Consider the following 18,845-nt stretch of genomic DNA (forward strand, 5'->3'; position numbering starts at 1 on the left):
CAGGCGTCAGAGCGGCCGCCCCTTTAACACTTTACGCAGCCAAAAACGATTGGGACTTAATGCCGCCGATTGCGCCAGGCTTAGCGGCAGTGGCTCGCCGAATATCTGGCCGGCCAGGATCTCCGCCGCCAAGGGGGCGGTGCATAAACCGCGCGACCCCAGGCCGCCCAGCATAAACAGATTGGCATACACCGGCGCGTCCGCCACCGCCTCGCCGGCCAGCAGGCGTCCGGGCAGATCGCCATACGCGCGTTGGGTGGCGGCAAAATCCGGCACGCCGCCCAGCATGGGCAGATGATCCCTGGCGCTGCTGCGTATGCTGGCGCGTGCCTCGCCGGCGCTGACATCAACGCACTGTGCCCAGGATTGCCCGGGCAGGCAGGCGATTAACCGGTCGCGGTTGGCCCGCTGCTCATCGGGGCGGTAAGTCATGTCCTCGTCGTCGCGCCGGGCGCTGGCGCCCAGGCAGTGGGTGCGAAAGCCGGGGCTTGCGGGCGTCAGGTAACCGTCATAACACAGCACCTGCTTCAAGGTCCGCAGCGCCGGCTGGTCGGGAACATAGCTGACCTGCCCGCGCACGCTGGTCAACGGCAGCGGGGCGGTAATCGGCCATTGCAGCATGCGGTGCCCGGCGGCCAGCACCACCGTGGCATGGCGGGCCTGGCGCCCCGCGCCGAAATCCAGCAACCAATCGTCCGCGCCGGCGTTTAATCCCCGCACCTCATGGCCGTAGTGCACCGCCATGCCGCGGGACTGCGCGCGCGCGATGATGCCGGCGGTGAATTGGGCGGGGTTGAGCCAGCCTCCCAGCGGATAGGTGACCCCGCCGCTGCCGGTGGCAAGCCCGGTCAGCGCGGGCATGTCTTCGCAGGCCACCGCGCTGATGAGCTGCGCGGGCCAGTCCGTGGCCAGGATTTGCCGCAGCTTGCGCCGGGATCGGTCGTCATAGGCCAGTTGCGTGACGCCGCACCACTGGTGCTCAAAGATGACCCCCTGGCGTGCGCACTCCTGGTAATAGTGGTGCGCGAAAGGAAAAGCGATGGCAAAAAACTGCGCCAGCTCGTCATCCTCATTATTCAGCAGTGGATATAAGGCGCCCTGGCGATTGCCTGACGCCCCCTGGGCCGGGCCGCTATCGGCGCAATAAAGAGTCACCCGCGACCCGCGGCGCTGCAGGGCCTCCGCCGCCAGGGCGCCGGCAATTCCCCCGCCGATAATCGCCACCTCAAGCGGGTCGCGCGCGGGGCGCCGGACGTACCAGGGCGCGCGTGGCGCTGTCGCCAGCGGCGCGGCCAGGCTGCCGGCCAGCATTTCCCGCTTGCGGCCGAAACCCGGCGGCTTAAGGACGGTAAATCCCGCCTGGCGCAGGCCGCGCCGCACAAATCCCGCGGCGGTAAAGGTGGCGAAGGTCCCCTGCGGCGCGGCGAATCGCACCATGGCGTGAAACAAGGCTTCGCTCCACATGCCGGCGTTTTTCGCCGGGGCGAAGCCGTCCAGGAACCAGGCATCCACCCGGCCGGACAGGCTGTCGTCCAGAAGCGGCAGCAACGCGTTGATCTCGCCGTACCATAAATCCAGCGTGACGGCGCCGTCCGCCAGGATCAGCCGGTGGCAACCGGGCGTCGGCAACGGCCAAAGGCTGCGCAGCCCGGCGGCATAGCCGGCCAGCTCCGGCCAGCGCGCATGGGCCTGCGCCATATCCTCGATTTTCAGGGGGAACTGCTCGAAGCTGATAAAGTGCAGGCGTCGCAGCGGCGCGTCGGGCCGCCGCCGTCTGAACTGGTCAAAGGCCTGCCACAGCGCCAGAAAGTTAAGTCCGGTGCCGAAGCCGGTTTCCGCCACCACCAACGATGCCCGCGTATGTTGTGCAAACCGCTCCGGCAGTCCGTTGCCGGCTAAAAAAACATAGCGGGTTTCTTCCAGTCCATCCTGGCTGGAAAAGTAGATGTCATCAAACTGTCGGGATACAGGTGTACCGTCTTCATTCCAATTAAGGATGGCGTTGCAGATAGGCGCGCGATTCACGGCGTAAGACTCTTTTGTCAAGAAATGTTGAGATTTTAACGAGGTGTGCTTTGCGGCGCAAATTTTGCAAACTTCGTCTGATCGGACTTGTTCAGCGTACAACTGTACGCTAAAGTGCGTCACAGAATCTTATATATAAATACAAGAGGTATTAAATGAAACGTGCAGTGATTACCGGCCTGGGGATCTTATCGAGTATTGGTAATGACCAGAAAGAAGTCCTGGCATCTCTGCAACAAGGCCGCTCCGGAATCACTTTTTCCCAGGAATTGAAAGATTCCGGTATGCGCAGCCATGTGTGGGGGGATATTAAACTTGATACTAACGGGCTGATCGATCGTAAAATTGCGCGCTTCATGAGTGATGCCTCCATTTATGCCTACCTTTCCATGGAGCAGGCTATCCAGGATTCCGGGCTAAGCCCCGAGCAGGTTTCCAACGATCGCACCGGCCTCATCGTCGGTTCCGGCGGCGGCTCGCCGCGCAACCAGGTTGCCGGTTCCGACGGCATGCGCGCGCGCGGCCTGCGCGGCGTCGGCCCCTATATGGTCACCAAGGCCATGGCTTCCGGCGTGTCCGCCTGCCTGGCGACGCCGTTTAAAATCCGTGGCGTCAACTATTCCATCAGCTCCGCCTGCTCCACCTCCGCGCACTGTATCGGCAACGCGGTGGAAATGATCCAACTGGGCAAGCAGGACGTGGTGTTTGCCGGCGGCGGCGAGGAATTGTGCTGGGAAATGGCCTGCGAATTCGACGCCATGGGCGCGCTGTCTACCCGCTATAACGAGACCCCGGCCAGGGCGTCCCGTACCTATGACGTCAACCGCGACGGTTTTGTCATCGCCGGCGGCGGCGGTATCGTCGTGGTGGAAGAATTGGAACACGCGCTGGCGCGCGGCGCGCATATCTATGGCGAAATTATCGGGTACGGCGCCAACTCCGACGGCGCCGACATGGTGGCGCCTTCCGGGGAAGGGGCTATCCGCTGCATGCAGATGGCGCTGAAAGACGTCGATACCCCGATCGATTACCTCAACGTACACGGCACCTCCACGCCGGTGGGCGATGTCAAGGAACTGTGGGCCATCCGTGAAACCTTCGGCAGCCAGCAGCCGGCGTTTTCCTCCACCAAAGCCATGACCGGCCACTCCCTGGGCGCGGCGGGGGTGCATGAAACCATCTATACCCTGCTGATGCTGGAGCATAACTTCATCGCGCCGAGCATTAATATCGATGAGCTCGATCCGCAGGCCGAAGGCATGAATGTCATCACCGTACCCACCGAGCGGCGGCTGACCACGGTAATGACCAACAGTTTCGGGTTCGGCGGCACCAACGCCACCCTGGTCATGCGCAAGTATCTCTAACGGGCCGATGCCCTTGGGCGTGCGTTAGGCAACGTCTATCGGGCATGCGGGAATATCCTCTCCCTGACCGTAATTAAAAAACCATCCTGCCGGCGTGTCCGCATGCAGGATGGTTTTTTTGTCGGCCAATCAGCTCAGATCAGGATCCAGATCAGCAACAGGACTCCGGCCACGGCAATCGCCATGATCCAGCGCGAGCGGATGGTTTTTGCCGCCGGCGTCATCGGTTCGGTGGCGATAAGCGGGCTCATGGCCGGCTGCAGCAGACGGGGGTCGGGGGTTTGATGCTGGCTTTGCGTGCGGGTAAGGCGATAGATAAACAGGAACTGCATTACCGCGCCCACCTGCGCCGGCGTCAGCACGCTCTGGGGCAGCGCGTTGAAATGCTGTTGGCAGTACGCTTCTATTGCCTGCTGTTCATCGCTATTGGTCGGCTGTTTCAGGGTGGCCTGCACCGATGCCAGGGTAGGGGAGGCCTGCTGCGACAGCGTCATATGTCCCTGCAGAAATTGCATCAGCAGCTGGAAATGGCGCGCCGGGATAGGATCGCCCGCTTTCAGGCCCATCATGGTCATCACGCTTTGCCAGATTTCCGCCGGGGATTCGCCGGTGACCGCCGCCAGGCGGGTAATCTGCTGGTTCAGGGCATGATGTTCGGCCGGCAACAGCGTGCGATCGGTAATGGCGGACTGCTGTGGCTGCGGGATATTCAGCTGGCCGTTTTGCAGTAACGCCACCACCTGCAGTAACTGCTCGGGGCCAAGCTGGCTTAGCACGGTATGACCATATTCCCGGCGAATAAAATCACTGACCGCCTGGCGGTTGTTACCCTGGGGCAGCAGTTCGGTGAGCTGTTGCATAAGCTGGCGCCCGGCGTGGGTTTGCTGTGCCTGGCCCAGCCTGGTTTGCAGCAGCTGTTCGGCGGGCTGGAAATGGCCCGCCGTCAGCTCGCCGTCGTTGGCGATATTCAATTGATGGCGCAATGCGGCCCAGATCTCCGGGGCCTTGCTGTTGCTTAACGCCATGATCTTGATAATCAGACGTTCCAGGGCGGTGCGTTGCGCCGTGGTCAGCGGCTTTTCACTCTCCGGCCCTAAAGGTGCGCTGCCCGCGGCGCCATGGGGCGGATCGCCCTGTAAAGGTGTACCGGGGCCACTTACAGGTTGCATATGACTCATCCTTTAGCATAGGGCGCTGTCGTCCAGCCCGGCCATAGCAACTGCGTTATGGCATCGTGCGCTCAGATCAACAATGCGGCGAATGATAACAAGCCGCCGTGGCTTGCGGTAGCGGCACGCGTCAGGAAGGCATTTTCTGCTCTTTACCTGGCCTGCGTATCAGGGGAATGCGCAGCCGTTGTGCCAATATAACTCCCAACAGTGTAATCCCACCGCCGACGACGTGATAGCTGTGCAGTCGCTCATGTAAAAAAAGTACCGCGATGGCGGCGGTAAACAGCGGCGCCAGGTTCATAAATATCGACGCGGTATTGGCACCCAGCCGCATTACCCCCTGGATCCACAGGTAAGGCGCGATCAGGGACGCGGCGATACCGGCAAAGATCACCAGCGGAATATTGCGCGCGGTCAGGCCAACGTCCGGCGCCAGCAGGAACCCCGGCAGCAGGAGCAGCACGCCGAACGCCACCTGGATATAAAGCGATTGCCAATTGGGCAGCGGTATCGTCCAGCGCCGGGTCAGTACCCCGTACAGGGCATAGGACGCGGATGCGCCTATCATCATCAGCTCGCCGCCGCCCATGCCGTGGCTCAGCAGCACCCGCGGATGCCCCGCGCTGACCAGCCAGACCAGGCCGCCGAACGAGAGCAGGGTGCCCAGCAAGACGCCCAGCGTCGGCACGGCGCGCAGCAGCAGGATACTCAATAGCACCGTCAGCAGCGGAATCAGCGAATTCAGTATCCCCATAAACAGTGCGCTCACGCTGTGCGCGGCATAATAAGCCAGGCTTTGGTACAACACCATGCCCAGCAGGCCAAGCACCAGCAGGCGCCAGCCCTGGGCGCGCACGACGCGGCGGTTGCGCAGCACGCCGGGCAGGACAAAGGGCGTCAGTATCACCAGGGCCACCAGCCAACGGTAAAAGGAAATCGCCGCCGGGTCGATGGCGCTGGCGGACATTTTGCTGACGATGGCGTTGACCGACCAGATCAGCACGGCCAGCAGGGGATAAAAAATAGTCATGCGACGGTCCTTTTAACGTCAATCCGCCATGATACGGTTCTCAGAGTAGCCTGGCGGATAAAAGGGTTTTTCTTAGGGCATCCTAAACATAAGCGGGCAATAATAATACGGTATTAATATGTTGTGCCAATCCCGTGCGCGATAGCATTGGGATTTTTCCCCGTTCGGTGGCAAAATATTCCCCCTTTTTAACACGCAGGCCGCTGGCTTCCGGAGTCGGATGTGAAAATACTGGTCGATGAAAACATGCCCTATGCCCACGAATTGTTCAGCCGGTTGGGCGAGGTCGTGCCGGTTGCCGGACGCCAGCTGTCGGCCGCAGCGCTTGCGGGCGCCGATGCGCTGATGGTGCGCTCGGTCACTCAGGTTAACGCCGGGCTCCTGGCCGGCAGCGGCGTGAAATTCGTCGGCACGGCGACCGCGGGCACCGATCATGTGGATGAAGCCTGGCTGGAGCAGGCCGGCATCGCTTTTTCCGCCGCGCCGGGTTGTAATGCCGTCGCGGTGGTGGAGTATGTTTTTTCCTCCCTGCTGATGCTGGCGGAGCGCGACGGCTTTTCCCTGCGTGATAAAACCGTCGGCATTATCGGCGCAGGCAACGTGGGTGGGCGGCTCGATCGCCGCCTTAAGGCGCTGGGCATCCGCACCCTGTTGTGCGATCCTCCGCGCGCCGATCGGGGCGATGACGGGGATTTCCATCCGCTGGCAACCCTGGTGCGCGAGGCGGACGTGCTGACGTTCCATACCCCCTTGAACATGTCCGGGCCTTATCGCACCTGGCATCAGGTGGATGCGGAACTGCTGGCGGCGCTGCCCGACGGCCGTATTTTAATCAATGCCTGCCGCGGCGCGGTGGTGGATAACGCCGCGCTGCTGGCCGCCCTGGAGCACGGGAAAAAAATGCGCGCCGTGCTTGATGTCTGGGAACCGGAGCCGGCGCTGTCGCCATCGCTGCTGTCTCGTGTCGATATCGGCACGCCGCATATTGCCGGCTATACGCTCGAAGGCAAGGCGCGCGGCACCACCCAGGTTTTCGAGGCATACAGCGCTTTTCTCGGCACGCCGCTGCGGGCGCCGCTCGGCGAGCTGTTGCCCCGGCCGTCGGTAGAGCGGGTACGGTTGCACGGCGGCCTTGACGAGGCGATGCTCCGCCAGTTGGTCCATCTGGTGTATGATGTGCGCCGCGATGATGCGTCCCTGCGCCGGGTGGCGGCCATGCCGGGAGAATTCGACCGGCTGCGCAGGCAGTACCATGACCGACGCGAATGGTCGTCGCTGTGTGTTGAAAGCGATGACGCCGCGGCGGCGGCGACGCTGCGCGAACTCGGTTTTAACGCCCTGCTGGCCGGCGCCCGCTAGACACCCGACCGTACCTATACCCTAACGTGAAGTATGGCTGGTATAACCTTATTGCGCGGGCAGGCTCTGCCTCCCCGCCCCGATGATGCATTGCTTTGGAGAGTTGTTATGTCTGACGGCTGGAATATCGCCCTTTTGGGCGCAACAGGCGCGGTCGGTACGGCGCTGCTGGAATTGCTGCAAGAGCGGCAGTTCCCGGTAGGTGAACTGTTTTTACTGGCCAGCGAGCGCAGCGCCGGTGAAACCCTGCGTTACGACGGCAAAAGTATCCTGGTCGCCGACGCCGCGCAGTTTGACTGGACTCAGGCGCAACTGGCTTTTTTCGTGGCGGGCAGCGGCGCCAGCGCGCTTTATGCTGAACCCGCCGCCGCCGCGGGCTGCGTGGTTATCGATTCCAGCGGCCTGTTCGCACTGGAGCCGGACGTGCCGCTGGTGGTGCCCGGCGTCAATGACGCGGTGCTGGCGGATTATCGCAACCGCAACCTGGTGGCGGTCGCCGACAGCCTGACCAGCCAGCTGCTGCTGGCGGTGAGGCCGCTTACCGACCTGGCCGGCATCGCCCGGCTGCATGTCGTCAACCTGCTCTCCGCTTCCGGCCAGGGCAAGGCGGCGGTGGACGCGTTGGCGGGCCAAAGCGCCAGGCTGCTGAACGGCCTGCCCACCGAGCCGGGCTTCTTCAGCCGCCAGTTGGCGTTTAATATGTTGCCTCTGGTGGCGGACGAACTGGGCAGCGTCCAGGTTGAGCGGCGCCTGGTGGATGAAGTGCGCAAGGTTCTGCAGGACGAGGGATTGCCGATTGCGGTCAGCAGCGTCCAGGCCCCGGTATTTTACGGCCACGCCCAGATGGTGCATCTGGAAACCCAGCGGCCGATGGGCCCTGAGGAAGCGCGCGACGCGTTAACGGCGGGCGAAAGCATCAATGTCAGCGAGGAAGGGGAGTATCCCACCCAGGTGGAGGATGCCTCGGGACAGGCGCACCTTAGCATCGGCTGCCTGCGCAACGATTACGGCATGCCGGATCTGCTGCAATTCTGGTCGGTGGCGGATAATGTCCGCTTCGGCGGCGCGCTGATGGCGTTGCTGACCGCGGAGCTGCTGGTGGCGGAGTACTTTTATTAATGTCCCGGGAAGTATTCGCCGGTCAGCCGGCAACGTCCAGGATAGCGCTGGGCATTGAATATGACGGCAGCCGTTTCTACGGCTGGCAGCGCCAGTCGGAAGTCGTCAGCGTCCAGTCTTGCCTGGAGCAGGCCTTATCCAAAGTCGCCAACGAGCCGATCGCGGTGCAGTGCGCCGGGCGTACCGACGCGGGAGTGCACGCCACCGGCCAGGTGGTGCATTTCGACACCGGCGCGCGGCGCGAAGACTCCGCCTGGACCCTGGGCGTTAACGCCAACCTGCCGCCGGACGTGGCGGTGCGCTGGGTCCGCGCCGTCGCGGGCGAATTTCACGCGCGTTTTAGCGCCACGGCGCGTCGTTACCGCTATATTATCTATAATCATCCTTATCGCCCGGCAATTTTATCCCGGGGCGTGACGCATTATTACCATCAGCTGGATGCGGATATCATGGAGCGGGCGGGGCAATGTCTGCTGGGCGAACATGATTTTACATCGTTCCGCGCCCTGCAGTGCCAGTCGCGCACGCCCTGGCGCAATCTAAAACATCTGCAGGTCACGCGCCACGGCGCTTATATCGTGGTGGATATCAAGGCCAACGCTTTCCTGCATCATATGGTGCGTAATATCGTGGGCAGCCTGATGGAAATAGGCTGCGGCAACCGTCCGCTGGAGTGGATGAACGAATTACTGGAAGCACGGGATCGCGCCCTGGCCGCCGCTACTGCCAGGGCGGAAGGGCTTTATCTGGTGGCGGTGGACTACCCTGGCCAGTTCGATTTGCCGTATCCTCCCATGGGACCGTTATTCCTGCTGGATTGACGGTACTGAACATATCATTTGCGCTTCCGGAATTCTGAACATGGAATTTATAAGATTTATTATTGATTTTATTCTGCATATTGACGTCCATCTGGCGGAATTGGTGGCGCAGTACGGCATCTGGGTCTACGCCATCCTGTTTCTCATTCTGTTTTGTGAAACCGGTCTGGTGGTGACGCCCTTCCTGCCCGGCGATTCGCTGCTGTTTGTCGCGGGCGCGCTGGCGGCTTTGCCGAGCAGCAGCCTGGATGTGCATCTGATGGCGCTGCTGATGGCCGCCGCCGCGATATTGGGCGATGCGGTCAACTACACCATCGGGCGGCTGTTCGGTGAAAAACTGTTCAGTAATCCCCATTCCAGGATTTTCCGCCGCAGCTACCTGGACAAGACCCACCAGTTCTACGCGCGTCACGGTGGTAAAACCATTATCCTGGCCCGGTTTGTGCCGATTGTCAGGACGTTCGCGCCCTTCGTCGCCGGCATGGGACATATGTCCTATCGCCATTTCGCCCTGTTCAATATTACCGGCGGCGTCATATGGGTAGTCCTGTTTACCTATGCCGGTTACCTGTTCGGCGATCTGCCGGTGGTGCAGGAAAACTTGAAATTATTGATTGTCGCCATCATTCTGCTGTCTATCCTGCCCGGGGTGATTGAGGTATGGCGCCACAGGCGCGCCGCCGCCCGCAGATAAACGCGCGGGATTTGTCCGCGCCATGGATGATTTGTGAGCGACGGGCAGAGTTTTCTATCCCAACTCGTTGGCGGTTATGGTTTAATGGGCGACATTTTCAAAGGCTCTTCATCGCGCCGTCCAGGCGCGTTGAATAAGGCGGCGGCAAGACAACGACGGACGTCCTGCCGCGCCGCGGCCAAGGTATGAATAGCGGACTGGCGCTTGCCAGGTTCAAACAGAAAGGTTATCGATGAGCTGGATTGAACGAATACTTAACAAGAGCACTATCACCCCGGCGCGCAGGGCGAATATCCCCGAAGGCGTATGGACCAAGTGTGATAGCTGCGGGCAGGTACTCTACCGTGCCGAGCTTGAGCGCAACCTCGAGGTCTGCCCCAAATGCGATCATCATATGCGCATGACCGCCCGCGCCCGCCTGCATGCCTTTTTGGATAAAGGCAGCGAGGTGGAGTTGGGCAGCGAGCTGGAACCCCGGGATATCCTGAAGTTCAAGGACTCGAAAAAATACAAAGATCGCCTGGCGGCGGCGCAAAAGGCCACCGATGAAAAAGACGCGCTGGTGGTAATGAAAGGCACCCTATACGCTATGCCGGTGGTCGCGGCGTCTTTTGAATTCGCCTTTATCGGCGGCTCTATGTCGTCGGTGGTCGGGGCGCGTTTTGTCCGTGCCGTCGAGCAGGCGCTGGAAGACGAATGCCCGCTGGTCTGCTTTTCCGCCAGCGGCGGCGCCCGTATGCAGGAAGCGCTGATATCGCTGATGCAGATGGCGAAAACCAGCGCCGCGCTGGCGAAGCTGCGCGCGCGCCGTTTGCCTTATATTTCGGTGCTTACCGATCCGACCATGGGCGGCGTATCCGCAAGTCTCGCCATGCTCGGCGATTTGAATATCGCCGAACCCAAGGCGCTGATAGGTTTTGCCGGGCCGCGCGTCATTGAACAAACGGTACGGGAAAAACTGCCGGCCGGGTTCCAGCGCAGCGAATTCCTGCTGGAGAAAGGCGCCATTGATATGATTATCCGCCGGCCGGAGATGCGCCTTAAACTGGCGGGACTGCTGGCCAAAATGACCGGCAGGCCGCAGCCGGAAGCGGAACATTCCCATGAGGCGAGGCCTGAGACGATCCACGAAGAGCGTCCGGACGAAGTCTGAGGACGGGGCCTATGGAAAACCTTGTTGCTCCACAAGCCACCTCGCCGCTGGCGGCGTGGCTGCATTATCTTGAACGCCTGCACGCCAAGACCATCGACCTCGGCCTGGATCGGGTAGGCCTGGTCGCCGCCGATATGGCCCTGCTGCGTCCCGCCCCCCGGGTTATTACCGTCGCGGGCACCAATGGCAAAGGCACCACCTGCCGGCTGATCGAGGCGGTATTGCTGGCCGCGGGATTCAAGGTCGGCGTCTACAGCTCTCCCCATCTGCTGCATTATACCGAACGGGTGCGCATCCAGGGGCGGGAACTGCCCGAGGCGCAGCACAGCGCGGCCATGGCGGCGGTTGAAGCGGGGCGCGGCGCCACTTCCCTAAGTTATTTCGAGTTCGGCACCCTGGCGGCCTTTTGGCTGTTCAAGCAGGCACGGCTGGACGTGGCGGTGCTCGAGGTCGGCCTGGGCGGGCGGCTGGATGCCACCAATATCGTTGATGCCGATGTGGCGGTGATCACCAGCATCGCCCTTGATCATACCGAACTGCTGGGGCCGGATCGCGAGAGTATCGGCCGGGAAAAAGCCGGTATCCTGCGGGCGGGCCGCCCGGCTGTGGTCGGCGAACCGGATCGACCCGCCTCAATCGACAGCACGGCGCTCGCCGTGGGCGCGCTGCTGTACTGCCGCGATCGCGACTGGCGCTTCAGCCGGGACGGCGATACCTGGGACTGGCGCGACCAGCAGTCGGCGCTGACCGGATTGCCGCTGCCGCTGATTCCGCTGGAAAATGCCGCCACCGCCCTTGCGGCGCTCCGGCGTTTTCCCCTGCCGGTCTCCGACCAGGCCATCCGCCGGGGACTCGCCGAGGCGTCCCTGCCGGGCCGTTTCCAGGTCGTCGGCCAACGGCCGCTGCGCATCCTGGATGTGGCGCATAATCCACACGCCGCCGGGTATCTGGCGCAACGGCTGGCAACCCTGAAAATCCGGGGGAAAGTGCGCGCCGTGGTGGGCATGCTGGCCGACAAGGATATTGCCGGCACCCTGGGCTGCCTGCGCGGGCAGGTGGCTGAATGGTATTGCGCCACCCTGATTGATGCGCGCGGCGCCACCGCGGCGCAGCTGGCGGCCCATCTCGATCATGCCCGGCAATTTGACGATGTGGCCTCGGCCTGGCGACAGGCGTTGCAGGATGCCGACGCCGATGACTGCGTGCTGGTGTTTGGTTCATTTCATACCGTGGCGCCGATCGTTGCGATAACAGACCCGGAGAAAGAACGTGGCGAGTAAGTTTCAAAACCGCTTGGTGGGAACCATCATCATCGTCGCCTTGGGGGTTATTGTCCTGCCCGGGCTGCTGGATGGCAAAAAAAAGCACTACCAGGACGAGTTTGCCGCTATTCCCCTGGTGCCTAAACCCGGCGACAGCGACGAGGCGGATGCCTCGCCGCAGGCCAACCAGGCCCTGCCCAGCCAGCCGCCGGAAGGCGCGGGGGCGGCGGTAGAGCAGGCCAGCCAGGCGCCGGATGCGGACGACTCCGACACGCCGGACGCCCCGCAGCCAGCGTCGCCGCCGGTGAAGGCAGCGCCCAAGGCCCCGCCGCGCGAGACGGTAAAGGCCGCACCGGCCAAACCCACCGCCGCCGCCCGCCAGGAGCCGGTCAAACCCACCGCGCGACCTGAGCAAGCCAAACCCGTCGCCGCGCCCGCGCCGCGCATGGAACCGGCCAAGCCGGCCGCGAAACCCGAGGCCCGCACGGAAATCGCCGAGGCCAAACCCGTTGCGCCGCGCACGGACGCGGCCCCTGAAGCCAAACCGGTCGCCGCGCCTAAGCCGGTGGAAAAGGAAACCCCGGAACAGGCGCCACAGGGACAAGCCTGGGTAGTGCAGCTCGGGGCGCTGAAAAACGCGACCAAGGTAACGGAAATTGTCGGCAAGCTGCGCTTGTCCGGTTACCGGGTCTATACCGTGCCGTCGACGCCGGTGGCGGGGCAGATTACACGCATTTTCGTCGGGCCGGACGCATCGAAGCAAAAGCTGCAAAGCTCGCTGCCTGAAATGAACCAGCTCAGCGGCCTGAGCGGCCAGCTGCGGGCTTACCAGCCCCGGTAATAGATATGCGGCAGGCCCGCTCGCACCGTCCTTGCACAGGGCGCGTTAAAGGGAGAGCGTGCCAATGGGGTCGAATCGGGCGTGGTGTTCCCGCCCGACCGAGCGCCCCATGGCGCGGCAGGCCCGCTAGCACCGTCCTTGCACAAGGCGTGTTAAAGGAAGAGCGTGCCAATGGGGTCGAATCGGGCGTGGTGTTCCCGCCCGACCGAGCGCCCCATGGCGCGGTAGGCCCGCTAGCACCGTCCTTGCACAAGGCGTGTTAAAGGAAGAGCGTGCCAATGGGGTCGAATCGGGCGTGGTGTTCCCGCCCGACCGAGCGCCCCATGGCGCGGCAGGCCCGCTAGCACCGTCCTTGCACAGGGCGTGTTAAAGGGAGAGCGTGCCAATGGGGTCGAATCGGGCGTGGTGTTCCCGCCCGACCGAGCGCCCCATGGCGCGGTAGGCCCGCTAGCACCGTCCTTGCACAAGGCGTGTTAAAGGGAGAGCGTGCCGTCGCCGGCCTATCTTCCTGCGGCGATTGGCTTTTTTTAATCGCCGTTATTTATTTAACTTTGGGCAGGAATTCCGCTGCGCAAACGTTTTCGTTTTCTGATAGAATTCGCCGCGAACCAGCTTCGGGGCGGATGACCAAGGGATGCATGCATGATCTGGGTTGATTACGTCATTATTGGCATCATCGTATTTTCTGCTCTGATAAGTCTGATTCGCGGGTTTATACGTGAAGCATTATCATTAGTGACATGGGCATGTGCGTTTTTTGTGGCCAGCCACTATTATGTTTATCTTGCTATCTATTTTACCCGCTTTGAAGATCAGCTGGTTCGTAACGGTATCGCGATTGCCTTGCTGTTCGTGGCTACCCTGATCGTCGGGGCAATCGTCAACTACGTGATTGGCTCTCTGGTGGAGCGGACCGGTTTATCCGGCACCGACCGCGTGTTGGGCGTCTGTTTCGGCGCACTCAGGGGCATACTGGTCGTATCGGCCATGCTATTCTTCCTGGATACCTTCACCGGCTTCTCCCAGAGCGCGGACTGGCAGCAGTCCCAGCTTATACCGCAATTCAGCGGTATTATCAGATGGTTCTTCGACTATCTGCAAAGCACGTCGAGTTTCTTACCCAAGCATCTCACGCTTCGGTAACGCTGATGAGGAAATGACATTATGTGCGGTATTGTCGGTATCGCCGGATTTATGCCGGTCAACCAGTCGATTTATGACGCGTTAACGGTGCTCCAGCACCGTGGGCAGGATGCCGCAGGCATCGTCACCATTGATGCATTGGATTGCTTTCGCCTGCGCAAAGCCAATGGCCTGGTGAAGGATGTATTTGAAGCACGCCACATGCAGCGTTTGCAGGGGAACATGGGCATCGGCCATGTACGTTACCCCACCGCCGGCAGTTCCAGCGCCTCCGAGGCGCAACCCTTCTATGTCAATTCCCCGTTCGGCATCACCCTGGCGCATAACGGCAACCTGACCAACGCCCACGAATTACGCAAAAAATTATTCGAAAAAGGACGCCGGCATATCAATACCACGTCCGATTCGGAAATCCTGCTGAATATCCTGGCCAGCGAACTGGACCGCTTTCCGGACTACCCGCTGGAAGCCGATGATATCTTCGCGGCGGTTGCGGCCACCCACCAGCAGATCCGCGGCGCCTATGCCGTGGTCGGCATGATTATCGGCCATGGCCTGATTGCGTTTCGCGATCCGAACGGCATCCGCCCCCTGGTTATCGGCAAGCGCACCCTCGCCGACGGACGCAACGAATACATGGTGGCTTCCGAAAGCGTGGCGCTTGATACGCTGGACTTTGAGTTCCTGCGCGACGTGGCGCCGGGCGAGGCGGTGTATATCACTGAAGCGGGCCAACTGTTCACCCGCCAGTGCGCCGAAAACCCCCAAAGCCATCCGTGCCTGTTCGAATATGTCTATTTTGCCCGCCCGGATTCCTTTATCGATAAAATTTCGGTCTACAGCGCCCGCGTGCGCATGGGGCAAAAACTGGGCGAAAAAATCGCCCGTGAATGGGAAGACCTGGATATCGACGTGGTGATCCCCATCCCGGAAACATCCTGCGATATCGCGCTCGAAATCGCCCGCATCCTCAACCTGCCTTACCGCCAGGGTTTTGTAAAAAACCGCTACGTGGGCCGTACCTTTATCATGCCCGGCCAGCAGGTGCGCCGCCAATCGGTACGCCGCAAACTCAACGCCAACCGCGCCGAGTTCCGCGATAAAAACGTACTGCTGGTGGACGACTCCATCGTGCGCGGCACCACGTCCGAACAGATCGTGGAAATGGCGCGCGAAGCCGGGGCGCGTAATGTCTACCTGGCCTCCGCGGCGCCGGAAATCCGTTTCCCCAATGTCTACGGCATTGATATGCCAAGCGCCACCGAACTGATTGCCCACGGCCGCGAAGTGGACGAAATCCGCGCGCTGATTGGCGCGGACGCGCTGATCTTCCAGGACCTCGGCGACCTCGAGGCGGCGGTGCGGGAAGATAACCCGGATGTGGTACAATTTGAATCCTCGGTATTTAACGGTATTTACGTCACCAAGGATGTCGACCAGCGTTATCTCGACTATCTTGAATCGTTACGCAACGACGACGTCAAAGCCGTCCAGCGCCAAAACGAAGTCGAAAACCTGGAGATGTATAACGAAGGGTGAGGGGCGCAACCCGCACCGATCCCCCGGCGGTTAACCGGTAGACGATATATGCACCCGGGCGGTAACACGCGCCGGGTGTTTTTATTATGGGCGGCGCCGATCCATCCGGCGTCCGCGACAGGGAGAACTGACATGAAACGACTGATCGTCGGTATTACCGGCGCCAGCGGCGCCATTTATGGCATCAGGCTGCTGCAGGTGCTCAAGGCGCTGGACGGCATTGAAACCCATCTGGTGCTAAGCAACGCCGCGCGCCAGACGCTGGCGCTTGAAACCGATTACAGCGTGCGCGATTTGCAGGCCCTGGCGGATGAGTTCCACGATTGCCGCGACATTGCCGCCAATATCAGCTCCGGCTCCTTCCACACCGCCGGCATGGTGATTCTGCCCTGTTCAATGAAAACCCTGTCGGCCATCGTCAACAGCTACAGCGACGGCCTGCTCACGCGTGCGGCCGACGTGGTGTTAAAAGAGCGGCGCACCCTGGTGCTGGGCGTGCGCGAAACGCCGCTGCACGTGGGCCATCTGCGGCTGATGACCGCCGCCGCGGAAATGGGCGCCGTCATCATGCCGCCGGTGCCGGCGTTTTATCACCGTCCCGTCACCCTGCACGACGTGGTCGACCAGACCGTCAACCGGGTGCTGGACCAATTCGATATCGCGCTGCCGCAGGACCTGTTCCAGCGCTGGCAGGGCGCTAACTGACGGTGAAAATCCTGCCGGATTTATTCGCGGGATGTGAAGCCGCCGGCATTTTTATAGGTTGTTTCCAGCATAGCGACGCAACCTGATGGCGCGTTCTGATAACATTGCACCAATAGTGATCAGGCTGTGTTTTTTTATGGTGCAGCCGCCCCGCGGCACCCGCCCTGACGCTATGCCCTCAGGCTGGAAACGGCGCGGGTTCGCCCCGGCCCGGGTAGTAAATAAGCAGGTCAGCCGGTTTTGTGCGCAGGTGGTCGGGCTATTGGCCACTTGCGCTGAAATGGCACGAAAAGTGCAACTCATTCCGCTGAAAACATCACGGTGTGTGCCTAATTAAAATTATTCCGAGGGTAATGTATGAATAAGCTGGTTAAAGTCCTTCCTCTGGTATTTGCTCTGGCCGCTGCCGGCAGCGCGTATGCCGCCGTGCCCAAAAATATTAAAATCGGCACCGATCCCACCTATGCGCCGTTCGAATCGAAAAATGCCAGCGGCGAACTGGTTGGTTTTGATATTGACCTCGCCAAAGAGCTTTGCAAACGCATCCAGGCTAAATGCACCTTTGTGGAAAGTGATTTCGACGCCCTGATCCCCTCGCTGAAAGCGAAAAAAATCGACGCCATCATCTCCTCGCTGTCCATCACTGAAAAACGCGAACAGGAAATCGACTTTACCGATAAGCTGTATGCCGCCAATGCCCGCCTGATCGCCAAGGCCGGCACCACCATTACCCCGACCCTGGATGCCCTGAAGGGTAAACGCGTCGGCGTGCTGCAAGGCTCCACCCAGGAAGCCTATGCCAACGCCAACTGGGCGCCGAAGGGCATTGACGTCGTCGCCTATGCCAACCAGGATCTGATCTATGCCGATCTGGCCGCCGGCCGTGTCGACGCCGCGTTCCAGGATGAAGTGGCCGCCAGCGAAGGTTTCCTGAAACAGCCTGCCGGTAAAGGCTATGTCTTCGCCGGTCCGGCGGTTAAAGACGATAAATTCTTCGGCGTCGGCACCGGCATGGGCCTGCGTAAAGATGAAACCGATCTGAAGGCCGCGCTGAACAAAGCCTTTGCCGAGATGCGCAAAGACGGCACCTACGATAAATTTGCCAAGCAGTATTTTGATTTTGACGTGTACGGCGGTTAATCCTGTCATTTTGTGTTTGCCCGCGCCTTGCGCGGGCGAATAGTTGTTATCCTCCGCCAGGACAGGATATGATCGATGCTTTATGGTTATTCGCAACTCATCATTAACGGTGCCCTAGTTACCCTTGAGCTGGCGCTTACGTCGGTGGTGCTCTCGGTAATCATCGGCCTGATCGGCGCCGGCGCAAAACTTTCCCGCAGCCGTACCCTGGCAGGCATTTTTGACGGCTATACCACGCTCATTCGCGGCGTACCCGATCTGGTGCTGATGCTGCTGATTTTCTACGGCCTGCAAATCGCCCTGAACAGCCTGACCGAAGCCATCGGCATGGACCAGATTGATATCGACCCCATGGCGGCCGGCATCATTACCCTCGGTTTTATCTACGGCGCCTATTTTACCGAAACCTTTCGCGGCGCGTTTATGGCAGTGCCGCGCGGCCAGATAGAAGCGGCCACCGCCTTTGGTTTTTCCGGCGCGCAGATTTTCCGCCGCATCATGTTTCCGGCCATGATGCGTTTCGCGCTGCCCGGCATCGGCAACAACTGGCAGGTTATTCTCAAGGCCACGGCGCTGGTCTCGCTGCTGGGCCTTAACGATGTGGTCAAGGCCACGCAGCTGGCCGGCAAGGGTACTTATCAACCCTTTTATTTCGCCATCGTGGCGGGGGTGGTCTACCTGATTTTCACCACCTTGTCCAACGGGGTGCTGTTATGGCTGACCCGGCGTTATTCCATGGGCGTTAAGAAGGCCGAGTTATGATTGAGATCCTGCGGCAATATGGTCCGGCTTTGTTATGGAGCGACGGTTATCGTTTTACCGGACTGGCGGTAACACTGTGGCTGCTGATTTCTTCCGTGGTTATCGGCGGGGTGCTGGCGGTTTTTATGGCGGTGGCGCGCGTGTCGCCGCGTCCCTGGGTGCGTTTCCCGGTCTGGCTGTTTACCTATATCTTTCGCGGTACGCCGCTGTATGTGCAACTGCTGGTATTTTATTCCGGCATGTACAGTCTGGAGATTGTGCGCGGCACGGATATGCTTAACGCTTTTTTTCGCAGCGGCCTGAATTGCACCATACTGGCGCTGACGCTGAATACCTGCGCCTATACCACTGAAATCTTCGCGGGCGCCATTCGCGCGGTGCCGCACGGCGAAATCGAGGCGGCGCGGGCCTATGGGTTCACCTGGTTTAAGTTGTACCGTTGCATCATCCTGCCCTCCGCGCTGCGTACCGCCATCCCGGCCTACAGTAACGAGGTGATCCTGATGCTGCACTCCACCGCCCTGGCCTTTACCGCCACGGTTCCCGACGTGCTGAAGATTGCGCGCGACATCAACGCGGCGACCTACCAGCCTTTTTACGCCTTCGGTATCGCGGCGGTGATTTACCTGATGATCTCTTTTGTGCTGATAGGGCTGTTTCGCCGGGCGGAAAAACGCTGGCTGCGCCACGTTAAGCCGCAATAATCCCATTAC

General features: G+C 60.9%; 17 protein-coding genes. 14 read left to right on the plus strand and 3 right to left on the minus strand.

Translation table 11 applies throughout. The features are described from left to right. Positions 1-6: 6 nt before the first annotated feature. Positions 7-2,025 carry a bifunctional tRNA (5-methylaminomethyl-2-thiouridine)(34)-methyltransferase MnmD/FAD-dependent 5-carboxymethylaminomethyl-2-thiouridine(34) oxidoreductase MnmC gene (mnmC, locus tag ACL2XG_RS23835; RefSeq protein WP_413723341.1) on the minus strand — a complete coding sequence of 673 codons (2,019 nt, stop codon included), beginning with the start codon at positions 2,023-2,025 and terminating at the stop codon, positions 7-9. Between the two features lie 155 nt (positions 2,026-2,180). Between mnmC and fabB the strand changes: the two genes are divergently transcribed. Next, the gene (fabB, locus tag ACL2XG_RS23840; protein ID WP_410014179.1) at positions 2,181-3,392 is read left to right on the plus strand and encodes a beta-ketoacyl-ACP synthase I; all 1,212 of its coding nucleotides are present in this window, start codon (positions 2,181-2,183) and stop codon (positions 3,390-3,392) included. A gap of 134 nt (positions 3,393-3,526) precedes the next feature. On the opposite strand, the gene flk is transcribed toward fabB, so the two are convergent. Together flk and ACL2XG_RS23850 are read right to left on the minus strand one after the other, a co-directional pair. Next, entirely contained in the window at positions 3,527-4,561 is a 1,035-nt protein-coding gene (gene flk / locus ACL2XG_RS23845; protein WP_410014180.1) for a flagella biosynthesis regulator Flk, read from the minus strand. A 130-nt stretch (positions 4,562-4,691) separates the two neighbouring features. Further along, positions 4,692-5,594, minus strand: coding sequence for a DMT family transporter (locus tag ACL2XG_RS23850; RefSeq protein WP_410014181.1), 903 nt, complete (start codon positions 5,592-5,594; stop codon positions 4,692-4,694). Positions 5,595-5,816: 222 nt separating this feature from the next. On the opposite strand from ACL2XG_RS23850, the gene pdxB reads away from it, so the two are divergent. The 13 genes from pdxB to ACL2XG_RS23915 all read left to right on the plus strand — a co-directional run bounded on the left by pdxB (position 5,817) and on the right by ACL2XG_RS23915 (position 18,836). Further along, positions 5,817-6,953 carry a 4-phosphoerythronate dehydrogenase PdxB gene (gene pdxB, locus ACL2XG_RS23855; RefSeq protein WP_410014182.1) on the plus strand — a complete coding sequence of 379 codons (1,137 nt, stop codon included), beginning with the start codon at positions 5,817-5,819 and terminating at the stop codon, positions 6,951-6,953. Between the two features lie 108 nt (positions 6,954-7,061). After that, positions 7,062-8,072, plus strand: coding sequence for an aspartate-semialdehyde dehydrogenase (locus tag ACL2XG_RS23860; RefSeq protein ID WP_410014183.1), 1,011 nt, complete (start codon positions 7,062-7,064; stop codon positions 8,070-8,072). Next, complete coding sequence (gene truA, locus ACL2XG_RS23865; protein ID WP_410014184.1) at positions 8,072-8,893, plus strand: tRNA pseudouridine(38-40) synthase TruA; 822 nt, start codon at positions 8,072-8,074, stop codon at positions 8,891-8,893. The genes ACL2XG_RS23860 and truA overlap by 1 nt, the downstream gene beginning before the upstream one ends. A gap of 40 nt (positions 8,894-8,933) precedes the next feature. After that, on the plus strand, positions 8,934-9,587 hold the full coding sequence (locus ACL2XG_RS23870) for a DedA family protein (RefSeq protein WP_413723340.1): 654 nt from the start codon (positions 8,934-8,936) through the stop codon (positions 9,585-9,587). A 232-nt stretch (positions 9,588-9,819) separates the two neighbouring features. Continuing rightward, on the plus strand, positions 9,820-10,740 hold the full coding sequence (gene accD, locus ACL2XG_RS23875) for an acetyl-CoA carboxylase, carboxyltransferase subunit beta (protein ID WP_410014186.1): 921 nt from the start codon (positions 9,820-9,822) through the stop codon (positions 10,738-10,740). Between the two features lie 11 nt (positions 10,741-10,751). Beyond that, positions 10,752-12,020 (plus strand): bifunctional tetrahydrofolate synthase/dihydrofolate synthase, encoded by a 1,269-nt coding sequence (gene folC, locus ACL2XG_RS23880; RefSeq protein WP_410014187.1) that lies wholly within the window; start codon positions 10,752-10,754, stop codon positions 12,018-12,020. After that, positions 12,010-12,843: a cell division protein DedD gene (dedD, locus tag ACL2XG_RS23885; protein WP_413723339.1), complete on the plus strand. Its 834-nt coding sequence runs from the start codon at positions 12,010-12,012 to the stop codon at positions 12,841-12,843. The genes folC and dedD overlap by 11 nt, the downstream gene beginning before the upstream one ends. Positions 12,844-13,485: 642 nt before the next feature. Continuing rightward, on the plus strand, positions 13,486-13,986 hold the full coding sequence (cvpA, locus tag ACL2XG_RS23890) for a colicin V production protein (RefSeq protein ID WP_410014189.1): 501 nt from the start codon (positions 13,486-13,488) through the stop codon (positions 13,984-13,986). 21 nt (positions 13,987-14,007) lie between these two features. Further along, positions 14,008-15,525, plus strand: a complete 1,518-nt coding sequence (gene purF / locus ACL2XG_RS23895; protein ID WP_162368015.1) for an amidophosphoribosyltransferase — start codon at positions 14,008-14,010, stop codon at positions 15,523-15,525. 132 nt (positions 15,526-15,657) lie between these two features. Then, positions 15,658-16,230, plus strand: a complete 573-nt coding sequence (locus ACL2XG_RS23900; RefSeq protein ID WP_413723338.1) for a UbiX family flavin prenyltransferase — start codon at positions 15,658-15,660, stop codon at positions 16,228-16,230. 357 nt (positions 16,231-16,587) lie between these two features. Then, entirely contained in the window at positions 16,588-17,370 is a 783-nt protein-coding gene (argT, locus tag ACL2XG_RS23905) for a lysine/arginine/ornithine ABC transporter substrate-binding protein ArgT (RefSeq protein WP_410014191.1), read from the plus strand. 75 nt (positions 17,371-17,445) lie between these two features. Then, positions 17,446-18,132: a histidine ABC transporter permease HisQ gene (locus tag ACL2XG_RS23910; protein WP_413723337.1), complete on the plus strand. Its 687-nt coding sequence runs from the start codon at positions 17,446-17,448 to the stop codon at positions 18,130-18,132. Beyond that, a complete protein-coding gene (locus tag ACL2XG_RS23915) occupies positions 18,129-18,836 on the plus strand; it encodes an ABC transporter permease (protein WP_410014193.1) in 708 nt (235 codons plus the stop codon). Before ACL2XG_RS23910 ends, ACL2XG_RS23915 begins: the two co-directional genes overlap by 4 nt. Positions 18,837-18,845 lie beyond the last annotated feature (9 nt).

It is taken from the genome of Sodalis sp. RH24 (assembly GCF_047324145.1).
Classification (GTDB): Bacteria; Pseudomonadota; Gammaproteobacteria; order Enterobacterales; family Enterobacteriaceae; genus Acerihabitans.

Excerpts from the sequence above, each read along its gene's own strand:
- folC (WP_410014187.1), top strand. The coding sequence starts at position 10,752 with ATGGAAAACCTTGTTGCTCCACAAGCCACCTCGCCGCTGGCGGCGTGG.
- truA (WP_410014184.1), top strand. The coding sequence starts at position 8,072 with ATGTCCCGGGAAGTATTCGCCGGTCAGCCGGCAACGTCCAGGATAGCG.
- ACL2XG_RS23910 (WP_413723337.1), top strand. The coding sequence starts at position 17,446 with ATGCTTTATGGTTATTCGCAACTCATCATTAACGGTGCCCTAGTTACC.
- ACL2XG_RS23870 (WP_413723340.1), top strand. The coding sequence starts at position 8,934 with ATGGAATTTATAAGATTTATTATTGATTTTATTCTGCATATTGACGTC.
- accD (WP_410014186.1), top strand. The coding sequence starts at position 9,820 with ATGAGCTGGATTGAACGAATACTTAACAAGAGCACTATCACCCCGGCG.
- ACL2XG_RS23860 (WP_410014183.1), top strand. The coding sequence starts at position 7,062 with ATGTCTGACGGCTGGAATATCGCCCTTTTGGGCGCAACAGGCGCGGTC.
- ACL2XG_RS23900 (WP_413723338.1), top strand. The coding sequence starts at position 15,658 with ATGAAACGACTGATCGTCGGTATTACCGGCGCCAGCGGCGCCATTTAT.
- flk (WP_410014180.1), bottom strand. The coding sequence starts at position 4,561 with ATGCAACCTGTAAGTGGCCCCGGTACACCTTTACAGGGCGATCCGCCC.
- cvpA (WP_410014189.1), top strand. The coding sequence starts at position 13,486 with ATGATCTGGGTTGATTACGTCATTATTGGCATCATCGTATTTTCTGCT.
- ACL2XG_RS23850 (WP_410014181.1), bottom strand. The coding sequence starts at position 5,594 with ATGACTATTTTTTATCCCCTGCTGGCCGTGCTGATCTGGTCGGTCAAC.
- fabB (WP_410014179.1), top strand. The coding sequence starts at position 2,181 with ATGAAACGTGCAGTGATTACCGGCCTGGGGATCTTATCGAGTATTGGT.
- ACL2XG_RS23915 (WP_410014193.1), top strand. The coding sequence starts at position 18,129 with ATGATTGAGATCCTGCGGCAATATGGTCCGGCTTTGTTATGGAGCGAC.
- argT (WP_410014191.1), top strand. The coding sequence starts at position 16,588 with ATGAATAAGCTGGTTAAAGTCCTTCCTCTGGTATTTGCTCTGGCCGCT.
- purF (WP_162368015.1), top strand. The coding sequence starts at position 14,008 with ATGTGCGGTATTGTCGGTATCGCCGGATTTATGCCGGTCAACCAGTCG.